Origin of the sequence: Sphaerisporangium sp. NPDC005288 (assembly GCF_040607475.1) — a bacterium.
GTDB classification, from domain to species: domain Bacteria; phylum Actinomycetota; class Actinomycetes; order Streptosporangiales; family Streptosporangiaceae; genus Sphaerisporangium; species Sphaerisporangium rhizosphaerae.
The window spans coordinates 44,422-60,935 of the sequence record NZ_JBEXGT010000034.1 but is presented as its reverse complement, the minus strand read 5'-3'; the positions used below and the strand labels follow the sequence as shown (position 1 = coordinate 60,935).

General features: G+C 72.5%; 14 protein-coding genes and 1 pseudogene. 10 read left to right on the top strand and 5 right to left on the bottom strand.

Translation table 11 applies throughout. The features are described 5' to 3' along the window. The first annotated feature begins 101 nt into the window (after positions 1 to 101). From ABZU32_RS28270 to pgl, 4 genes are all read left to right on the top strand, one after another. Positions 102 to 1,730: a glucose-6-phosphate isomerase gene (locus tag ABZU32_RS28270; RefSeq protein ID WP_354926674.1), complete on the top strand. Its 1,629-nt coding sequence runs from the start codon at positions 102 to 104 to the stop codon at positions 1,728 to 1,730. Further along, positions 1,730 to 3,439, top strand: coding sequence for a glucose-6-phosphate dehydrogenase (gene zwf / locus ABZU32_RS28265; protein WP_354926672.1), 1,710 nt, complete (start codon positions 1,730 to 1,732; stop codon positions 3,437 to 3,439). Before ABZU32_RS28270 ends, zwf begins: the two co-directional genes overlap by 1 nt. Positions 3,440 to 3,464: 25 nt before the next feature. Further along, positions 3,465 to 4,379 (top strand): glucose-6-phosphate dehydrogenase assembly protein OpcA, encoded by a 915-nt coding sequence (locus tag ABZU32_RS28260; protein WP_354844783.1) that lies wholly within the window; start codon positions 3,465 to 3,467, stop codon positions 4,377 to 4,379. Positions 4,380 to 4,523: 144 nt separating this feature from the next. Next, a complete protein-coding gene (gene pgl / locus ABZU32_RS28255; RefSeq protein ID WP_354926670.1) occupies positions 4,524 to 5,297 on the top strand; it encodes a 6-phosphogluconolactonase in 774 nt (257 codons plus the stop codon). Positions 5,298 to 5,422: 125 nt separating this feature from the next. Here the strand turns inward: pgl and add are convergent, their stop codons facing one another. Together add and ABZU32_RS28245 are read right to left on the bottom strand one after the other, a co-directional pair. Further along, positions 5,423 to 6,469, bottom strand: coding sequence for an adenosine deaminase (gene add / locus ABZU32_RS28250; protein ID WP_354926668.1), 1,047 nt, complete (start codon positions 6,467 to 6,469; stop codon positions 5,423 to 5,425). Positions 6,470 to 6,551: 82 nt separating this feature from the next. Then, positions 6,552 to 7,331, bottom strand: coding sequence for a class I SAM-dependent methyltransferase (locus ABZU32_RS28245; RefSeq protein WP_354926666.1), 780 nt, complete (start codon positions 7,329 to 7,331; stop codon positions 6,552 to 6,554). A 71-nt stretch (positions 7,332 to 7,402) separates the two neighbouring features. Here ABZU32_RS28245 and ABZU32_RS28240 point away from each other — a divergent pair, with 71 nt between their 5' ends. Next, the gene (locus tag ABZU32_RS28240; RefSeq protein ID WP_354926664.1) at positions 7,403 to 7,981 is read left to right on the top strand and encodes a CGNR zinc finger domain-containing protein; all 579 of its coding nucleotides are present in this window, start codon (positions 7,403 to 7,405) and stop codon (positions 7,979 to 7,981) included. A gap of 147 nt (positions 7,982 to 8,128) precedes the next feature. Here the strand turns inward: ABZU32_RS28240 and ABZU32_RS28235 are convergent, their stop codons facing one another. Next, positions 8,129 to 8,482, bottom strand: coding sequence for a nuclear transport factor 2 family protein (locus ABZU32_RS28235; protein ID WP_354926662.1), 354 nt, complete (start codon positions 8,480 to 8,482; stop codon positions 8,129 to 8,131). A gap of 128 nt (positions 8,483 to 8,610) precedes the next feature. Here ABZU32_RS28235 and ABZU32_RS28230 point away from each other — a divergent pair, with 128 nt between their 5' ends. The 4 genes from ABZU32_RS28230 to ABZU32_RS28215 all read left to right on the top strand — a co-directional run bounded on the left by ABZU32_RS28230 (position 8,611) and on the right by ABZU32_RS28215 (position 11,868). Then, on the top strand, positions 8,611 to 9,207 hold the full coding sequence (locus ABZU32_RS28230; RefSeq protein WP_354926660.1) for a TetR family transcriptional regulator: 597 nt from the start codon (positions 8,611 to 8,613) through the stop codon (positions 9,205 to 9,207). Positions 9,208 to 9,407: 200 nt separating this feature from the next. Beyond that, the gene (locus tag ABZU32_RS28225; protein WP_354926658.1) at positions 9,408 to 10,442 is read left to right on the top strand and encodes a TerC family protein; all 1,035 of its coding nucleotides are present in this window, start codon (positions 9,408 to 9,410) and stop codon (positions 10,440 to 10,442) included. A gap of 257 nt (positions 10,443 to 10,699) precedes the next feature. Beyond that, positions 10,700 to 10,828: a hypothetical protein gene (locus ABZU32_RS28220; protein ID WP_354844758.1), complete on the top strand. Its 129-nt coding sequence runs from the start codon at positions 10,700 to 10,702 to the stop codon at positions 10,826 to 10,828. Positions 10,829 to 11,739: 911 nt separating this feature from the next. Further along, entirely contained in the window at positions 11,740 to 11,868 is a 129-nt protein-coding gene (locus ABZU32_RS28215; RefSeq protein WP_354844761.1) for a hypothetical protein, read from the top strand. Between the two features lie 432 nt (positions 11,869 to 12,300). Here ABZU32_RS28215 and ABZU32_RS28210 read toward each other — a convergent pair whose 3' ends face one another. After that, positions 12,301 to 14,556: a molybdopterin-dependent oxidoreductase gene (locus ABZU32_RS28210; RefSeq protein ID WP_354926656.1), complete on the bottom strand. Its 2,256-nt coding sequence runs from the start codon at positions 14,554 to 14,556 to the stop codon at positions 12,301 to 12,303. A 206-nt stretch (positions 14,557 to 14,762) separates the two neighbouring features. On the opposite strand from ABZU32_RS28210, the pseudogene ABZU32_RS28205 reads away from it, so the two are divergent. Continuing rightward, a pseudogene (locus ABZU32_RS28205) lies at positions 14,763 to 15,188 on the top strand (Clp protease N-terminal domain-containing protein); the annotation flags it as partial. Positions 15,189 to 15,458: 270 nt separating this feature from the next. Here the strand turns inward: ABZU32_RS28205 and ABZU32_RS28200 are convergent. Beyond that, positions 15,459 to 16,493 (bottom strand): GNAT family N-acetyltransferase, encoded by a 1,035-nt coding sequence (locus ABZU32_RS28200; protein ID WP_354926654.1) that lies wholly within the window; start codon positions 16,491 to 16,493, stop codon positions 15,459 to 15,461. Positions 16,494 to 16,514 lie beyond the last annotated feature (21 nt).

The window sequence follows — 16,514 nt, the reverse complement described above, 5'->3', positions numbered from 1 at the left end:
CGCGCCGGCCCGGCCCGCCCCACGGCCGGCACCGGCTGCGGGCGCACGCCCGCAGCCGCGGCCACCGGCCCCGGCCGGCCACGCGAGGAGAAGACTTCAGAATGGATATTTCCGTAACATTCGGTGACGAGGAGGTCGCCGCGCAGGCCGAGGAGGCCGTGCGGAAACTCGTCGAAGACGGGGTGCCGCGGGCGCTGACCGCGGGCGACCCCGCCTTGTGGGGGCCGGAGGCCGAGGAGGAGGCGAAGATCCGCCTCGGCTGGCTGAACCTGCCCGCGTCCTCCCGCGAGCTGCTCCCCCAGATCACCACGCTGGCCGAGCGCGTCCGGGCCGACGGCCTGGAGCACGTCGTGCTCGCCGGCATGGGCGGCTCCTCGCTGGCTCCCGAGGTCATCTGCGCCACCTTCGACGTGCCGCTGACCGTCCTTGACACCACCGACCCGGGCCAGGTGCGCCGGGCGCTCGACGACCGGCTGGACCGCACGGTCCTGGTGGTGGCCAGCAAGAGCGGCGCCACGATCGAGACCGACGCCCACCTGCGCGTCTACGAACGGGCCTTCCGCGAGGCCGGCATCGACCCGGCCGGCCGCGTCGTGGTCGTCACCGACCCCGGCTCCCCGCTGGAGCGCACCGCGACCGAGGCCGGGTACACCGTCGTCCTGGCCGACCCCGCGGTCGGCGGCCGCTACAGCGCCCTGTCGGCGTTCGGCCTGGTGCCGAGCGCGCTGGCCGGAGCCGAGGTGTCGCGGCTGCTCGACGAGGCCGAGCAGGCCCGCGCCACCCTGTCCGCCGATGACGGCCCGGGCCTCGCGCTCGGCGCGGCCATCGGCGCCGCGGCCCTGTCCGGCCGCGACAAGCTGCTGCTGGACGACAGCCTCTCGCCGATCAACGGCCTGCCCGACTGGGCCGAGCAGCTCGTCGCCGAGTCGACGGGCAAGCACGGCAAGGGCATCCTGCCGGTCGTCGGCATCGACCCGACCGGCGCCGCCGACGAGTTCGTCGCCGGCATCGACACCGACGGCGACGTCGAGGTGCGCGGGCCGCTGGGCGCCCAGTTCCTGATCTGGGAGTACGCCACCGCGGTCGCCGGGCGGCTGCTCGGGATCAACCCCTTCGACCAGCCGAACGTGGCCGAGTCCAAGGAGAACACCGCGCGGATCCTCGCCGGGGCGGGCCAGGGCCCGCTGCCGACCGGCGTGCCCGCGCTGGTCGACGGCCCGGTCGAGGTGTACGGCGAGATCCCCGAGCACGTCAAGGACCTTCCAGGAGTGCTGACCGCGCTGCTGGAGGGCATTCCGGCCCACGGTTACCTCTCCATCGGCGCCTTCCTGGACCGCGAGGCCGCCTTCGACGTCCCGGTGCCGGAGGACGCCTCCTTCGAGGTGATCACCGACATCTGGGCGGCGCACGACCCGGCCAGCCTGCAGGGGCTGCTGTCGATCAGGACCGACCGGCCGGTGACCTTCGGCTGGGGCCCGCGCTACCTGCACTCGACCGGGCAGTACCACAAGGGAGGCCCGCGGAACGGCGTCTTCCTGCAGATCACCGGTGCCGTGGACGACGACCTCGAGGTGCCGGGCAGACCGTACACCCTGGGCAGGCTGGAGCTCGCCCAGGCTCTCGGCGACCTGGACGCGTTGCGCGAGCGCGGGCGTCCGGTCCTCCGCCTGCACCTGACCGACCGCGAGGCCGGCGTCAGGCACCTGCTCACCGCCGCACGGGAGGTTTGATGAACGACAGCGAGCAGCCGGGCTCGGCCAACGCCGATGACACGGGCCCGGCGAACGTGCCCGCGCCATCGATCCACGAGACCGAACTGGCCAACCATGCCGGAGAGGACCAGCCGAAGGTCACCCCCGACGAGTCGCTGAAGGCGGCCCAGGCCGTCGCCAGCACCGCGACGACGATCGACGTGATCGAGGCCAACCCGCTCCGCGACCCCCGCGACCGGCGCCTGCCCAAGGTGGCCGGCCCCTGTGTGCTGGTGCTGTTCGGCGTGACGGGCGACCTGGCCCGGCGCAAACTGCTGCCGGCGATCTACGACCTGGGCAACCGCGGGCTGCTGCCTCCGGGGTTCTCCCTGGTGGGCTTCGCCCGCCGCGACTGGGCGCACCAGGACTTCGCCCAGATCACCCACGACGCCGTCAAGGAGAACGCGCGCACTCCCTTCCGGGAGGAGGTCTGGAAGCAGATCTGCGAGGGCCTGCACTTCGTGCCGGGCTCCTTCGACGATGACGGCGCGTTCGACGCGCTGGCCATGGCGCTGAAGGAGATCGACGAGACCCGGGGCACCGGCGGCAACTACGCCTTCTACCTGTCGGTTCCGCCCAAGGCCTTCCCCGTGGTCGTCGAGCAGCTCAAGCGCACCGGCCTGGCCAAGCCGCCGGAGGGCTCCTGGCGGCGCATCGTCATCGAGAAGCCGTTCGGGCACGACCTGCAGAGCGCCCGCGAGCTGAACGCCATCGTCGACTCGGCCTTCAAGCCCGACTCGGTGTTCCGCATCGACCACTACCTGGGCAAGGAGACCGTCCAGAACATCCTGGCGCTGCGCTTCGCCAACACGTTGTTCGAGCCGATCTGGAACCGCGGCTACGTCGACCACGTGCAGATCACGATGGCCGAGGACATCGGCGTCGGCGGCCGGGCCGGATACTACGACGGCATCGGCGCGGCCAGGGACGTCATCCAGAACCACCTGCTCCAGTTGCTGGCGCTGGTGTCCATGGAGGACCCGACGGCGTTCGGCGCCTCGTCGCTGCGCAGGGAGAAGGAGAAGGTCCTGGAGGCCGTCACCCTGCCCGAGGACCTCGGCCTGGCCACCGCGCGCGGCGCCTACACCTCGGGGTGGCAGGGAGGCGTGCCGGTCAAGGGCTTCCTGGAGGAGGACGGCATCCCGCAGGGCTCCAAGACCGAGACCTACGCCGCGATCAAGGTGGAGATCGCCAACCGGCGCTGGGCGGGCGTGCCGTTCTACCTGCGCACCGGCAAGCGGCTCGGCCGGCGGATGACCGAGGTGGCCGTGGTGTTCCAGCGGGCGCCGCACCTGCCGTTCAGCAAGACCGACACCGAGATACTGGGGCACAATGCCCTGGTGATCCGCATCCAGCCGGACGAGGGCATCACGGTGCGGTTCGGCTCCAAGGTGCCGGGCACCGCGATGGAGGTCAGGGACGTCAACATGGACTTCGCCTACGGCGAGGCGTTCCTGGAGTCCTCGCCGGAGGCCTACGAGCGGCTGCTGCTGGACGTGCTCATCGGCGACCCGCCGCTGTTCCCGCACCAGCGCGAGGTCGAGCTGTCCTGGAAGATCATGGACCCGATCGAGCACTACTGGGCGTCGCTTCCGGATCAGCCGGAGGGCTACCCGGCCGGCACCGGCGGCCCGGCCTCGGCCGACGAGATGATGTCCAGAGACGGCCGGGCCTGGAGGCGGTTGTGATCGGCAACGGAACGCGGGAGTCGCTGTGACCACTTTCCTGATGGGGTCGACCACGGCCTCCGACATCTCCTCGCAGCTCACGCGCCTGCGCCACCAGGTCGGCGCGCCGGCCGTCGGCATGGTGCTGACGCTGGTGGTGGTGTGCGACGAGAGCCACCAGTACGACGCGGTGCGCGCGGCCTCGGAGGCCGCGCGCGAGCATCCCTCGCGCATCCTCGCGGTGATCCCGAGGGAGCGCGGCGAGGCCACCCGGCTGGACGCCGAGATCCGGGTGGGCGAGCTGACGACCGGCGAGGTGGTTCTGCTGCGCCTGTACGGGGAGCTCACCGAGCACGCCGACTCGGTGCTGTCGCCGCTGCTGCTGCCCGACATCCCCGTGGTGGTGTGGTGGCCCGGCGACGCCCCCGCCTCGCCGGCGAAGGACCCTGTGGGCTCGTTCGGGCAGCGCCGGGTGACCGACGCCCGCTCGGCGCCGGACCCGGTGGCGGCGATCAGGAGCCGGGCCGACGGCTACTCGCCGGGCGACACCGACCTGGCGTGGACGCGCATCACGCCCTGGCGCAGCTTGCTGGCGGCGGCGTTCGACCAGCCGGTGGACCGGGTCCTGTCCGGCTACGTCGAGGCCGAGCCCGGTCACCCGAGCGCCTCTCTGCTGGCGGTGTGGCTGTCGGAGAAGCTCGACGCGCCGATCAAGGTGACCGAGTCCCGGGGGCCCGGCCTGACCAGCGTGCACCTGCGGTTGCAGGGCGAGGGCGAGATCGTCGTCGAGCGGCACGACTCGCGCACCGCCACGCTGATCCGGCCGGGGCAGCCCGACCGGCACGTGGCCCTGGCCCGAAGGCCGACCTCCGACCTGCTCGCCGAGGAGCTGCGGCGGCTGGACCCCGACGAGCTGTACGCCTCGGCGATCAAGCGCGTCGCGGACTTCGACGGTTCCTGACCCGTCCGGCGGCGCCGGCCCCTGATTCCGGGCCGGCGCCCCCGGCTTTCCGACCTGGCGGCCCGGCACCGCCCCCTGCTCCGATCTTCGGTGCATAGGGTGGTGCCGGGCGCCGTCGTTTCATGTAGCTGGAGGGGTGTTGTCGTGAGTGTTCCCTCGGTCCTGATCCACCGGGACGCCGATGTGCTGGCCAAGGCCGTCGCCGCCCGCCTGATCACCGGGCTGGCCGACGCGCAGGCGGCCAAGGGGTCGGCCCACCTGGTGCTCACCGGCGGTGGCATGGGCGTCGCCACGCTGAGGGAGGTCGCCGCCACCCCGGCGCGCGACGCCGTCGAGTGGCGCCGCCTGGACGTCTGGTGGGGTGATGAGCGCTTCCTGCCCACCGGCGACGCCGAGCGCAACGAGACCGGCGCGCGGGAGGCGCTGCTGGACCGGGTGGAGGTCGACCCCGCGCGGGTGCACCCGATGCTCGGCCCCGACTCCGGGCTGAGCGCCGAGGAGTCCGCCGAGCGGTACGCCGACGAGCTGCGCAAGGCCGCGAGGCCCGAGGACCACGGGCCGGTGCCCTCGTTCGACATCCTCATGCTGGGCCTCGGCCCGGACGGCCACGTGGCCTCGCTGTTCCCCGAGATGCCGGCCGTCCACGACGAGCGTGCGGTGGTGGCGGTGCACGGCGCGCCCAAGCCGCCGCCGACGCGCATCTCGATGACCCATCCCACCATCAGGGCGGCCCGCGAGGTGTGGGTCATCGTGGCCGGCGAGGAGAAGGCCGGGGCCGTCCGGCTGGCGCTGCAGGAGTCGGGCCCCTACCAGGTGCCGGGGGCGGGGGCCAGGGGGCGGCTGCGCACCCTGTTCCTGCTGGACCGGGCCGCCGCCTCCAAGATCCCGCCGGGGCTCACCCGGCGCGCGTCTCCCTGACAGGGCGCGCGGCGGGCCGTCCCGCCGCGCGACTCCGGCGCCGTCCGCCGAGACCCGCCGCCGGGTCATCGGAGCCGGCGGCGGGTCAGGCGCTGGCGGGCCGGCAGCAGCGGGTCGGCGGCGGGTCAGGCGCTCGCCGGCCCGGCCGCGCACACCTGGTCGATCTCGTCGATGATCTCGCGCTTGGCCCGCTCGCCGAGGAAGGACGCCCGCACGGCGTTGCGGGCCAGCGCGGCCAGCTCGGCCTCCCCCAGGCCGAAGACGCGGGCGGCGACGCCGTACTCGCCGTTCAGGGTGGTGGCGAACATGGGCGGGTCGTCACTGTTGAGCGTGACGAACAGGCCCTCCTCCAGCAGCCGGGGCAGCGGGTGGGAGGCCAGGTCGCGCACCTGGCCTGTGCACACGTTGGAGGTCGGGCACACCTCCAGCGGGATCTGGGTCTCCTTGAGGCGGGCCATGAGGCGGGGGTCGCGCACGCAGCTGATGCCGTGGCCGATGCGCTCGGCGCCGAGCCCCTCGATGACCTCCCAGATCGTCTCGGGCCCGGTCATCTCGCCCGCGTGCGGCACGCTGTGCAGACCGGCGGCGGTGGCCGCGCGGAAGGCGTCCCTGAAGGCGTCGCGGTACTTGGGCCGCTCCTGCTCGATGCCGGCCAGGCCGAGGCCGACCAGCGCCTCCGGCGGCGCGGACAGCGCGTGGTCGAGCGTCGCCCGCGCGGCCTCGGGCCCGGCCTCTCCGGGGATGTCGAACACGTAGCCGACGCGCACGCCGTGGTCGGCCGCCGCGGCCCGGGCGGCCAGGTCCAGCGCCTCGGTGATCGCGGCGTTGGACATGCCCATCCGCTGGTGGGAGTAGACCGTGACCGTCAGCTCGGCGTAGCGGACGTTCTGCGCGGCCAGGTCGCGCGCGGCTCCGGTGACCAGCGTGGCGACGTCCTCGGGCTCACGCACCAGGCGGTTGACGTCGGCGTAGATCTCCGCGAAGTGGGGGAAGTCCCTGAAGACGTAGAAGGCGCGCAACTCCTCCTCGCTGGAGGGCACCGGGCCGCCGGGGTGCCGCCGGCTGAGCTCCAGGACCGTGGGCACCGAGGCGGCTCCCACCAGGTGCAGGTGCAGTTCGACCTTGGGCAGGGCGGCGATGAAGGCGTGTGTCGAGGCGGTGCTCTGCGTCATAGCGCCCGACCCTAAGCAGCCCGCCGGGATCGGTGGTAGTGTCCCGGCGGAAATCTCACACGAAGATGTCAGTTTCCGGTGCTCAGCTGCGAATGGCGCACAGCAAGCGGTCGTTCCCGTTCTGCCACAGGGTGCCCACCTCGGCGAAGCCGGCGTCGCGCAGGGCGGTGACGTGCGCGGACAGCTCCAGCGACTCCGATCCACGGTGGGCCGCGCCGGCGACCTTGCGGGCGCGCTCGTCCGCCAGTGCCGCCAGGTCGGGGTCGGCGGCCACGGCGTCCCACCACTGGCGCCAGTCCTCGGGCCGTCCGGCGCCGAACCTGCGGCGCATGGCGCGCTCGTGCACCGCCCGCTCCAGCTTGGCCAGGGCCGGCGCGATGTCGATCACTTCCATGTGGTCGCCGTTGAGGAACACGCCGCCGGGCTTCATCACGCTCGCCAGCTCGGGGTACATCACGCGCAGTTCCGGCTCGGCCAGCCAGTGCAGCGCGGTGGTGCTCACCGCCGCGTCCACCGGGCGGTCCAGGCCGAGGGACGAGGCCCACCCGGGGGTCCGCAGGTCCACGTCGGCGAAGCGCAGCCCCGGCCTGCCCTCGTGCGCGGCACGGGCGAGCGCGAGCAGCAGCGGGTCGGCGTCCAGGGCCACGACGGTGGCCTCGGGCAGGCGGTCGAGCAAGCGGACGGCGAGCGAGCCGGGCCCGCAGCCGAGGTCGAGCACCAGCGGGTCGGGCCGCCCGGCCCCGGCCTCCACGGCGTCGATGAGGGCGGCGAAACGGGCCTCGCGGTCGGGCATGTAGCCCTCCTGCTGGCGATCCCACCGCAGGATCCAGTCGCGGGCCCGCTCGCGGGGAACAATGGACATGAGGACTCCCTGTAACTGCCGTAAACTATTTGGACAGTCACACGGTAAGACGCGAGGATGTAACCGGTCAAGTGAATTTCAACAGTCACACCGATGCCGTCGTGGCCGTCGCCGCCGCCCTGGTCAACCGGCTCACGCCCGGCGAGGCGCACGGGAGGCCGTACACGCCTCCGCCGCCCGGCCCCGACCGGCGCGCCACCGTCACCGAGGCCCTGCGCGCCGGCCACCGGGGCTCGAGGGAGGTCACCGACGCCGAGGCGGCCGAGCTGTCCCGGGTGGCCGCCGAGCTGCGGGTGGTCTTCGACGCGGTCGAGACCGGCGACCTGGACACCGCCGCCCGGCAGGTCAACCGCGTCCTTGACCGCACCCAGGCCCGGCCGCACCTGGAGCGGCACGACGGCGAGCCCTGGCACCTGCACTTCCACGGCGGCGGGGGCACCCTGGGCGACGACTGGGCGGCGGGCTGCGCCAGCGGCCTGGCCATCGTCCTGGGCGGCGACCTGTACGACCGGCTCGGGATGTGCACGGCGTCCCACTGCGACCGCGTCTACGTCGACGTCTCGCGCAACGGCACCCGCCGCTTCTGCTCGACCACCTGCCAGAACCGGGTCAAGACCGCCGCCTTCCGGGCGCGCGCGAGCCGTCCGTAGCCCCCCGGGCGGCCTCGACGCCGGCGAGCCGCCTCGACCCCCGCGAGCCGCCTCACTCCTCGGAAACCGCCTCAGCCCCCGCTGGAAGCCTCAGCGCCCGCAAGCCGCCTCACTGCTCGCGAGCCGCCTCAGCCCCCGCGGGAGGCCTCAGCGCCACACCATGCCGGTGAGCCCCCAGACCTCCGCTACGCGCCCGTCGGCGAGGCGGATCATCTCCATGAGCGCAGGGTCCGGCCGCCCGTCCGCCCCCACGGCCCCGTGCACGGTGGAGCGCAGGGCGATCTTGTCGCCGTCGATGAGCATGTCCTCGAGGGTGACCCGCAGGTCCGGGTAGCGCTCGCGGATGTCCCTCCAGGCGCTCTTGACGGCCTCGGGTCCCGTCGTCCCCATCGGGTGGCTGTAGAAGTCCGGGGCGAAGATCTCCTCCACGGCGTCGAGGTCGCCCGCGTTGGCGGCCGCGTACATGCGTTCCACGATCGCCTTCATGTCGTCCCTGGTCATTTCGCTGCTCCGTCCGCTTGCCGACCGTTCGGTAAGTAAGCGTGCAGCACTTACTGAACGGTCGTCAAGTACACTGCTCCATGGAGGCGCGGACAGCGGGTCCGTCCTCCGCGGCCGGAGGGCGGGCGATGTCGGGCACCAGAGAACGTCAGGGCGGCCGAGCCGGGCAGAACGCCCAGGAGACCCGGCGGCGCATCCTGTCCATCGCCCAGGAACTGTTCGCCGAGCAGGGGTACGCCGGGACGTCCATCGCCGACATCGCCGGCCGGCTGGGCACGAGCAAGGCGGCCCTGTACTACCACTTCGCCTCCAAGGCCGAGATCATCGAGGCGCTGATGGCCGAGCCGCTGCTGGCCTACCAGCGGCTGGCCGACGCCGCCGCCTCCGGCCGCGCGGACGCCGGAGAACTGCTGGGCGCGGTCATCGACACCACGGCGGAACTGCACACGCTGATCGACCTCATCGGCGGCGACCCCTCCGCGCGCGCCGCGCTCCAGCGCGTGGTCCCGAGGTCCCAGGAGATCAACGCCGCCCTCACCGCCGCGCTCACCCCGCCCGGGCCTGACGCGGCCGGGCCTGACGCGGCCGGCGTCGTGCGGGCGCACGCCGCGTACGCGGTGGCGAAGAACGGCACGCTGGCGCTGCTGTCGGCCGGCGACGGCGCCCTCACCCCCGCCGAGCGGTCCGGCCTGCTCGCCGCCGCCCTCCGCGCCCTGCACGGCTGACGCCTTCAGCCCGCTGACCTGCTCTTTTCCGCGGTGAGCCGGTCGCGTATCCTGTGAGCGCGGAGGGGAGTACCCCTAGACGCCAGGGTCGTCAGTACGGCGGGCCCGATGCCCGCCCGGTCCTGGCGCCGTCCCGGAACACCATGTGGCCTGGGCGGCGGAGAGACCTCCGGTCGTCTCGACCGGAAAGGTGTCCCCTTGTGAACGTCGCCCTGTGGGCCTGGCCGGCGGTGCTCGGTGTCATCGCCGCGATGCTCGCCATCGACCTGTTCACCCATCGCCATGCCCATGTGATCGGCATGCGCGAGGCGGCCCTGTGGTCGGCGATCTGGGTGTGCCTCGGACTGGCCTTCGGCGCCGCCGTCTGGTGGTGGTGGGGCGCGGAGTACGCCGGCCAGTACTACGCCGGTTACGTGATCGAGAAGTCGCTGGCCGTCGACAACATCTTCGTGTTCGCGATCATCTTCGGCCACTTCGCCGTGCCGGCGCGCTACCAGCACCACGTGCTGTTCTACGGCGTGCTGGGCGCGCTGCTCTTCCGCGGCGTCTTCATCGCCGCGGGCTCGGCGCTGATCGCGAGCTTCTCCTGGGTCCTGTACGTGTTCGGCGCCTTCCTGGTGCTCACCGGCGTCCGCCTGGCCCTGCACCGCGGCCAGACCGTCGACCCGGCGCGCAGCAGGACGCTGCGGCTGCTCCGCCGTCTGGTGCCGGTCACCGACGACTACCACGGGCAGCGGTTCTGGGTCCGGGAGGCCGGCAGGCGGGCCGCCACCCCGCTGCTGTCGGTACTGGTGCTGGTCGAGGTGACCGACATCGTCTTCGCGGTGGACTCCATTCCCGCGATCTTCGCCGTCACCACCGAGCCGTTCCTGGTCTTCACCTCCAACGCCTTCGCCATCCTCGGCCTGCGCGCGATGTACTTCCTGCTGGCCGGGCTGATGCACCGATTTGTCCACCTGAAGCTCGGCCTGGCGCTGGTGCTGGTGTGGGTCGGGGTGAAGATGCTCCTGCTGGACGTCTACAAGATCTCGACCTGGGTCTCGCTGGCGGTGGTCGCCGCGATCCTCGCGACCGCCGTCATCGCGAGCTGGCTCACCACCCGCCAGGGCGCCGGCCCGGCGCCGACGAGCCGGCCCGCCGTGCCGGCGACCGGTGACCGGCCGGCATCGGAAGGCGATGGGGACAGCCCGTCGACCAGGGGCCAAGCCCTTCACAAGAGGCGCTCCCGAAGCTGAGCCGTATGAGGAACCCCATCACGGCCAGGTGCCGGGGGCGGCGTACGGCAGGTCGGGCAGACCGGCCTGGAACAGCGCGTCGACCTGCGGTGACACCGTCCCGGGACGCGCGAGGGGGATGTCACTCGATCGAGTGGCAGGAAGTGGTCAGCGGCGTGCAGTTTGCTGCCGCCGAATCGTCTGTTCCGAGGGCCCGCAATGGCGGAGAGTTGTTCTCACAAGGACGAACGACAAACCCTCCAGAAAAGAGACAGAAAATGACCGCCAACGCCTTCTCCGCCGCCACCGCCACTCGTTCCGCGGGCACCACCTGGGACTCCTACTCGCGCACCGCGGGCACCACCTGGGACGGTTACTCCCGCGCCGCCGGCACCACCTGGGACTGATATACGACCTTAACTTCGAACCGGATTCCAGCACCATCTACCCGATAATAGACCTCAAGCGAAAACGCCGGACGTACGATTCTCCGGCGAGGACGGCTGAACGCACCAGCCCGCCCGGGTGAACCGCATACGGTTCGCGAATACGGCGGAAGACAATGAACTCTTCGGCCCGGCGCCCGTATATTCGGAGAAATCGACGCCCGGCCGGCCGATCGCGACCGGCGCCCGGCCACGCGAGCGCACCACCGCTCCGGCCCTGCTCCCTCGGCCCTGCTCCCTCGGCCCTGCCTCGTCGGTTTTCCCCGTCGGCCCCGACCCTCGGCCCTGCTCCCTCGGCCCTGCCTCGTCGGTTTCCCCGTCGGCCCCGACCCTCGGCCCGCCTTGTCGGCCCCCGCCCTGTTGCGCCCCGCCGCGCACGGCACGTCGTTCCCGTCGGTCACCTCTCCGCACCGAGGCCGCCCTTGCGCCATGTCGTGGCCGTCGCGGCCATCGCACCAGGCCGGCGACGCCGGTGGCCCGTGAACGCGACAACGCCGCCGAGACCGCCATCTCGCGCGCACCGGTCCCGCGTCCGGCGGGACGATCGCATCGAGGCGATCCTTCCCCGGGCGGCCGATCAAGGCCGGACAAGGAGGGAACCGGCATGCGACGCCCGCGGCAGCCGTGTCCGCATCGCGCCACAACCCCGTCCAGCCCATCCGTGGCGCGCCGGCGCGGCCCGGCAACAGCGCCTGTGACCTGCACCGATGCGGGCAGTGCTTCTCTCGGCGACATGGCCGCCTTCCTGGTGGCAGCAAGTGGTCAGGGGCGTGCAGCTTGCTGCCGCCGAATTGTCTGTTCCGAGGGCCCGGAATGCCGGAGAGTTGTTCTCACAAGGACGAACGACAAGCCCTCCAGAAAAGAGACGGAAAATGACCGCCAGCGCCTTCTCCGCCGCCACCGCCACTCGTTCCGCCGGCACCACCTGGGACTCCTACTCGCGCACCGCGGGCACCACCTGGGACGGTTACTCCCGCGCCGCCGGCACCACCTGGGACTAAGACGGGAACCGGCACAACAATCCGGACGACGAGCAACGTCAGAGAAAAGAACACACTTCCCCGAACGAATTCTCGGACAATCCGGCACCCCACCGAGAAACCCCCACGAATCACCGACAGCGGCACCTCGCCGAAAAGCCCACCGCCATCCGGAACAAAACAGCGATTCCGGCCGACGGCAGCGGCAGCGGCAGCGGCAGCGGCAGCGGCAGCGTCCAAGCCACGAAATACGGAAACGCCGTGATCTGAGACGGCGACCATCGTGAGCCCGGATCGACGCACACGACCACCCTCCCGGCCCGCCGCCACCCTCCACGTCCGCGGCCCAGCCAGGACCCACCCCCTGAACGACCACCCCGGCAGCGGTCTCCCATGCCCTGACGCGCTCTCAGGGGCCGCGCCGACGCTCGGCTGAGCGCGGTGAGCGGGGCGCTAGACCGGCAGGGCCTCGACGCGGGCAGGGACGTGTTTGTGCCAGGGAGTGCCGGCGTAGGGGTCGCGGTCTTCCGAGGCGGTCAGCTCGTTCGGCGGGGCCCCGGTGGTGATCTCGCCCGTCTCGCCCGGGTAGGACAGGCCAAGGCCGTTGGGCAGGGATATGTGCCCCGCCTGGAGGGTGTCGGTGATCTCGACGGTCGCCTCGACCGAGCCGCGTCTGGTCGTCACCCGAGCCCGGGATCCGTCGGACAGGCCGAGGCCGGCGGCGTCCTTGCGGCTGACCCGCAGCACGCCGTCGGTGTCGCGCCTGCGCCAGGAGGGGTCGCGGAAGATCGTGTTGGCCGTGAAGGCCCGCCGCTCCCCTGCCGACAGGACGAAGGGATACTCAGGGTGCGCGTCCGGACCCGGCCCGAGGCGAGCCAGTTCGTCCAGCAGGTCGGGCAGCGCCAGGTGGATCTTCTTGTCCGGCGTGCCGAGCCGGTCCCAGCCGTCCCCGGGCTCGTCGACGGTGAACACCAGGCCGGAAGGGCTGTCCAGAATGGCGTCGAACAGCCGGTCGCCCAGCGCGAGGCCCTCGCCCTCGATGCCCGCCCGCCGCACCGCGTCGGGGTGGGCCATGGCGACCCGCACGGCCTGCGCCCACAGGGACGCGGCCGCCGCCGCGCCGCCGGGCAGCGTGGGCCCGAGGGTGCGGTAGAGCAGGGCGGGGGCCACCTTGGCCAGCTCGGGGTCGGCCATGGCGGCCAGGAACGCCTCGGCGAAGGCCGCGCGGCCCCGCTCGGCCGCATCGCGCAGGGTCTGGACGCGGTCGGCCGGCAGCGCGCCCACGGCCTCGCACAGCCGGGCGTGGATCTCCGGCTCGGGCAGCAGGTCGGCGCCCTGCGGCGGGTCCAGCACCGGGCGGCGCAGGTGGAAGTAGTTGGCCGGCGCCTCCAGGTTGAAGAAGGTCGCCTCCCACTTCTCGAACTGCGAGGGCGCCGGCAGCACGTAGTCGGCCAGCCGGGCCGTCTCGGTCATCGCGACGTCGATCACCACGAGCAGGTCCAGCGCCTCCAGCGCTTCGCGCATCCGCTTGGAGTCGGCGACCGAGTGCGCCGGGTTGGCCGTCTCGACGAGCATGGCGCGGTAGCGGCGCGGGTGGTCGGTGAGGATCTCCTCGGCGACCACGTTGGCCGGGACCAGGCCGGAGATGATGCGCGCCCCGGCCACCGGGCTGACCCGGTCGCGCTTGGGCCCGTGGTGGCCGAAGGTGATGAACGGCGCGAACAGGATGGGCGGGTTGTTGGTGCCGGGACGCCCGAAATTGCCGGTCAGCAGCCACAGCAGGTTGTCCAGATAGCTGTTGAGCGTGGAGTGCAGCGTCATCTGCACGCCGAGGTCCTCGAACACCGCCACGCCGGAGGCGGCGGCGATGCGGCGCGCCGCCGTGCGCACCAGTTCCTCGGGCACGCCCGCGATCGCGCAGTTTTCGGCGACCGGTACCGCTCGAAGGACGGCGCACACCTCTTCGAGGCCGACCGCGTGGGCGGCCAGCCACTCGTGGGCGATGAGGTTCTCCTGGACGAGCACCGCGGCCATCGCGGCGAGCAGCCAGGCGTCCGCGCCGGGGCGCACCTGCAGGTGGATGTCGGCCAGCTCCGCCGTCTCGGTGCGCCGGGGGTCGATGACGATCAGGCAGCGGGCCGGGTCGCGGGCGATCTCGCGCAGGGTGGGCCGGGCGCGCGGCAGCCCGTGGGACTGCCAGGGGTTCTTGCCGACGAACAACGCGACCTCGCAGTGGTCGAAGTCGCCGGTGGCGGTGTTACCCAGCATGCGGTCCGACACCCAGAACAGGCCGGTCTTCTCCTGGGCGAGGGCGTTGGAGCGGTACTTGGCGCCGAGCGCGCGCATGAAGGCGCCCGAGTAGGAGCCGCCGAGGTGGTTGCCCTGTCCTCCGCCGCCGTAGTAGAAGATCGACTCGCCGCCGTGGGCGTCGCGGACCGCGGAGAAGCGCGCGGCGATCTCGGCGATGGCGGTGTCCCAGCCGACGCGCTCGAACGTGCCGTCGGGCCGCCGCCGCAGCGGGTGGGTGAGCCGGTCCTCGGCGTTCTGGTAGTGGTCCAGCCGCAGCGGCTTCTCACAGGTGTAGCCCTGGGAGGAGGGGTGGGCCTTGTCGCCCCGGATCCGCGCGAACCGCCGGCCGTCCAGCTGGATCTGGATGCCGCAGTTGCAGGCGCACAGCACGCACGCCGAAGGCCGCCACTCGGTCTCCACGTCGCCTCCCCCAGCACGGGTTGAGTTCGATATTAAGACCCAGCCTAAAGCAGAATGTCCTTCTTGTCGCTACCTGGCGAACCGCCGCAAGACCGGCGATCCGACCCCCACCGAGGGGGTATTTGCCGCATAGTGGAAGAAGCCGCCCGGAGTCGGTTCCGCGTGTACGTGACGGCCGGCTTCACCGACACCCGCGGAGGGGTCCCGTGTTCGAGCGCTTCACCGATTCCGCCCGCCGCGCCGTGGTCTCCGCCCAGGAGGAGGCCAGGAGGCTCGACCACGGCCACATCGGCACCGAGCACCTCCTGCTCGGCCTGCTCGGCGAGGGCAAAGGGCTCGCGGGGACCATGCTCGCCGGGTCGGGCCTCACCCTGGAGGGCGTCAGGGCCGACATCGAGGAGATGGTCGGGCGCGGCGAGAACTCCCCCGGCGCCCACATCCACATCCCCTTCACCGGCCGGGCCAAGAAGGTGCTCGAACTGTCCCTGCGTGAGGCGCTGCAGCTCCACCACAACTACATCAGCACCGAGCACATCCTGCTCGGCCTCATCCAGGAGGGCCACGGCGTCGGGGCCAAGGTGCTGGAACTGCACGAGATCGATCTGGAGCTGATGCGCGGCAGGCTCATCGAGGCCGCCGCGGCCCGCCGCGAGCGCCGGCCGGTAGGCCCGCCCACCGTGGATCCGATCCCGCTGCCGTCCCAGATGTCGTTCATGGGACGTCTGGAGCGGATACAGGAGAGCCTGAACCGCATCGAGCGGCGGCTGGACACCATGGGCGTTCCCCCCGCGGACGAGGGCGACGACGCGCCGGAGAACAGGGGCACGCAGGAGGGCGGCGCGAGCCGGCCGTCGTGATCCGTGATCCCCGAGCGTTCCCGGAGCACGGCGGCCGGCCGGCGCTCAGTCGCGCGGAGCGGGCACCATCGCGCCGGTGGCGATCCGCGCCTCCAGCACCCCGGGGTCGTCGGTGTAGGCGAGCGTCGCGCCGAGGGAGATCAGCAGGCGGCGCATGCGCGTGTTGTCCGACAACAGACTGGCCTTGACCTCGGCGAATCCCAGGTCACGCGCCTGTTGCACCAGAATCCGCGCCAGCGCGCCGCCGAGCCCGCGCCCCTGCCAGCGGTCCTCGACCAGGAAGGCCATCTCGGCGATCCCGGGGTCGGGTGTGAAGATCAGGTTGGCCAGCGCCACGACCTGGCCGTCGTACCCGGCGACGATCGAGTATCCGCGGTCGCGGTCGCAGAGCCGGTCGAACATGCGCGGCGGCAGGGCGGGCATCGAGGTGTGGTACCGGAACCGGCGCGAATCCGGCGAGCAGCGGTCGTGCAGGTCGCGGACGGCCTCGCGGTAGAGCAGGGTCAGCGGGCGCACCTGCACCTCGACGCCGTCGTCCAGCGCCACGGGGCGCTCCGGGGAGGGCGTCTCGGCCGGCGGCTGCGCGAGCCGCACGAGGGCCGCCGCCCGGGCGGCCTCGGTCAGCGTGAACGGCAGCCCGGCCCGGCGCAGCCGCACGGCGCGGCGTGGCGCCACCGGGACGGTCAGCAGGGTGGGGTCGGGCAGGTCGGAGGACAGCTCCACGCCGTACACCCAGCGCGCGTCGTCGGCGCGCAGCAGGTCGCACAGCGCCTCCGGCAGCCGCCACGGCATCGCCCGCAGGCGCGCGCCCAGCAGCAGGACGCGGGTGGGCTCGTCGGTCAGCTCATGGGCCGTGGCGGACACCACCTGGACGCGCCGGCCGCCGGCCGCCTCCAGCGCCTCGCGCACCGCGTCCGCCGAGGCGGGGATGTCGGCGACGAACTCGTCCACGGTGCCGTCGGTGTCGGGCTGGACGCTCAGCCCAAGGATGTTGCCGCCCTTGGCCGCCAGCGCGGCAGCGAGCGAGGCCAGCCGGCCCGGTCGCTCGTCCACGGTGGTACGGATCCGCAGAAATCCCATCGAAACCCCCTGTCGTCCGAA

What these genes read in the sequence shown, in the direction of transcription:
- ABZU32_RS28270 (WP_354926674.1), top strand. Translation starts at nt 102, where the DNA reads ATGGATATTTCCGTAACATTCGGTGACGAGGAGGTCGCCGCGCAGGCC.
- zwf (WP_354926672.1), top strand. Translation starts at nt 1,730, where the DNA reads ATGAACGACAGCGAGCAGCCGGGCTCGGCCAACGCCGATGACACGGGC.
- add (WP_354926668.1), bottom strand. Translation starts at nt 6,469, where the DNA reads ATGACGCAGAGCACCGCCTCGACACACGCCTTCATCGCCGCCCTGCCC.
- ABZU32_RS28245 (WP_354926666.1), bottom strand. Translation starts at nt 7,331, where the DNA reads ATGTCCATTGTTCCCCGCGAGCGGGCCCGCGACTGGATCCTGCGGTGG.
- ABZU32_RS28235 (WP_354926662.1), bottom strand. Translation starts at nt 8,482, where the DNA reads ATGACCAGGGACGACATGAAGGCGATCGTGGAACGCATGTACGCGGCC.
- ABZU32_RS28230 (WP_354926660.1), top strand. Translation starts at nt 8,611, where the DNA reads ATGTCGGGCACCAGAGAACGTCAGGGCGGCCGAGCCGGGCAGAACGCC.
- ABZU32_RS28220 (WP_354844758.1), top strand. Translation starts at nt 10,700, where the DNA reads ATGACCGCCAACGCCTTCTCCGCCGCCACCGCCACTCGTTCCGCGGGC.
- ABZU32_RS28215 (WP_354844761.1), top strand. Translation starts at nt 11,740, where the DNA reads ATGACCGCCAGCGCCTTCTCCGCCGCCACCGCCACTCGTTCCGCCGGC.
- ABZU32_RS28200 (WP_354926654.1), bottom strand. Translation starts at nt 16,493, where the DNA reads ATGGGATTTCTGCGGATCCGTACCACCGTGGACGAGCGACCGGGCCGG.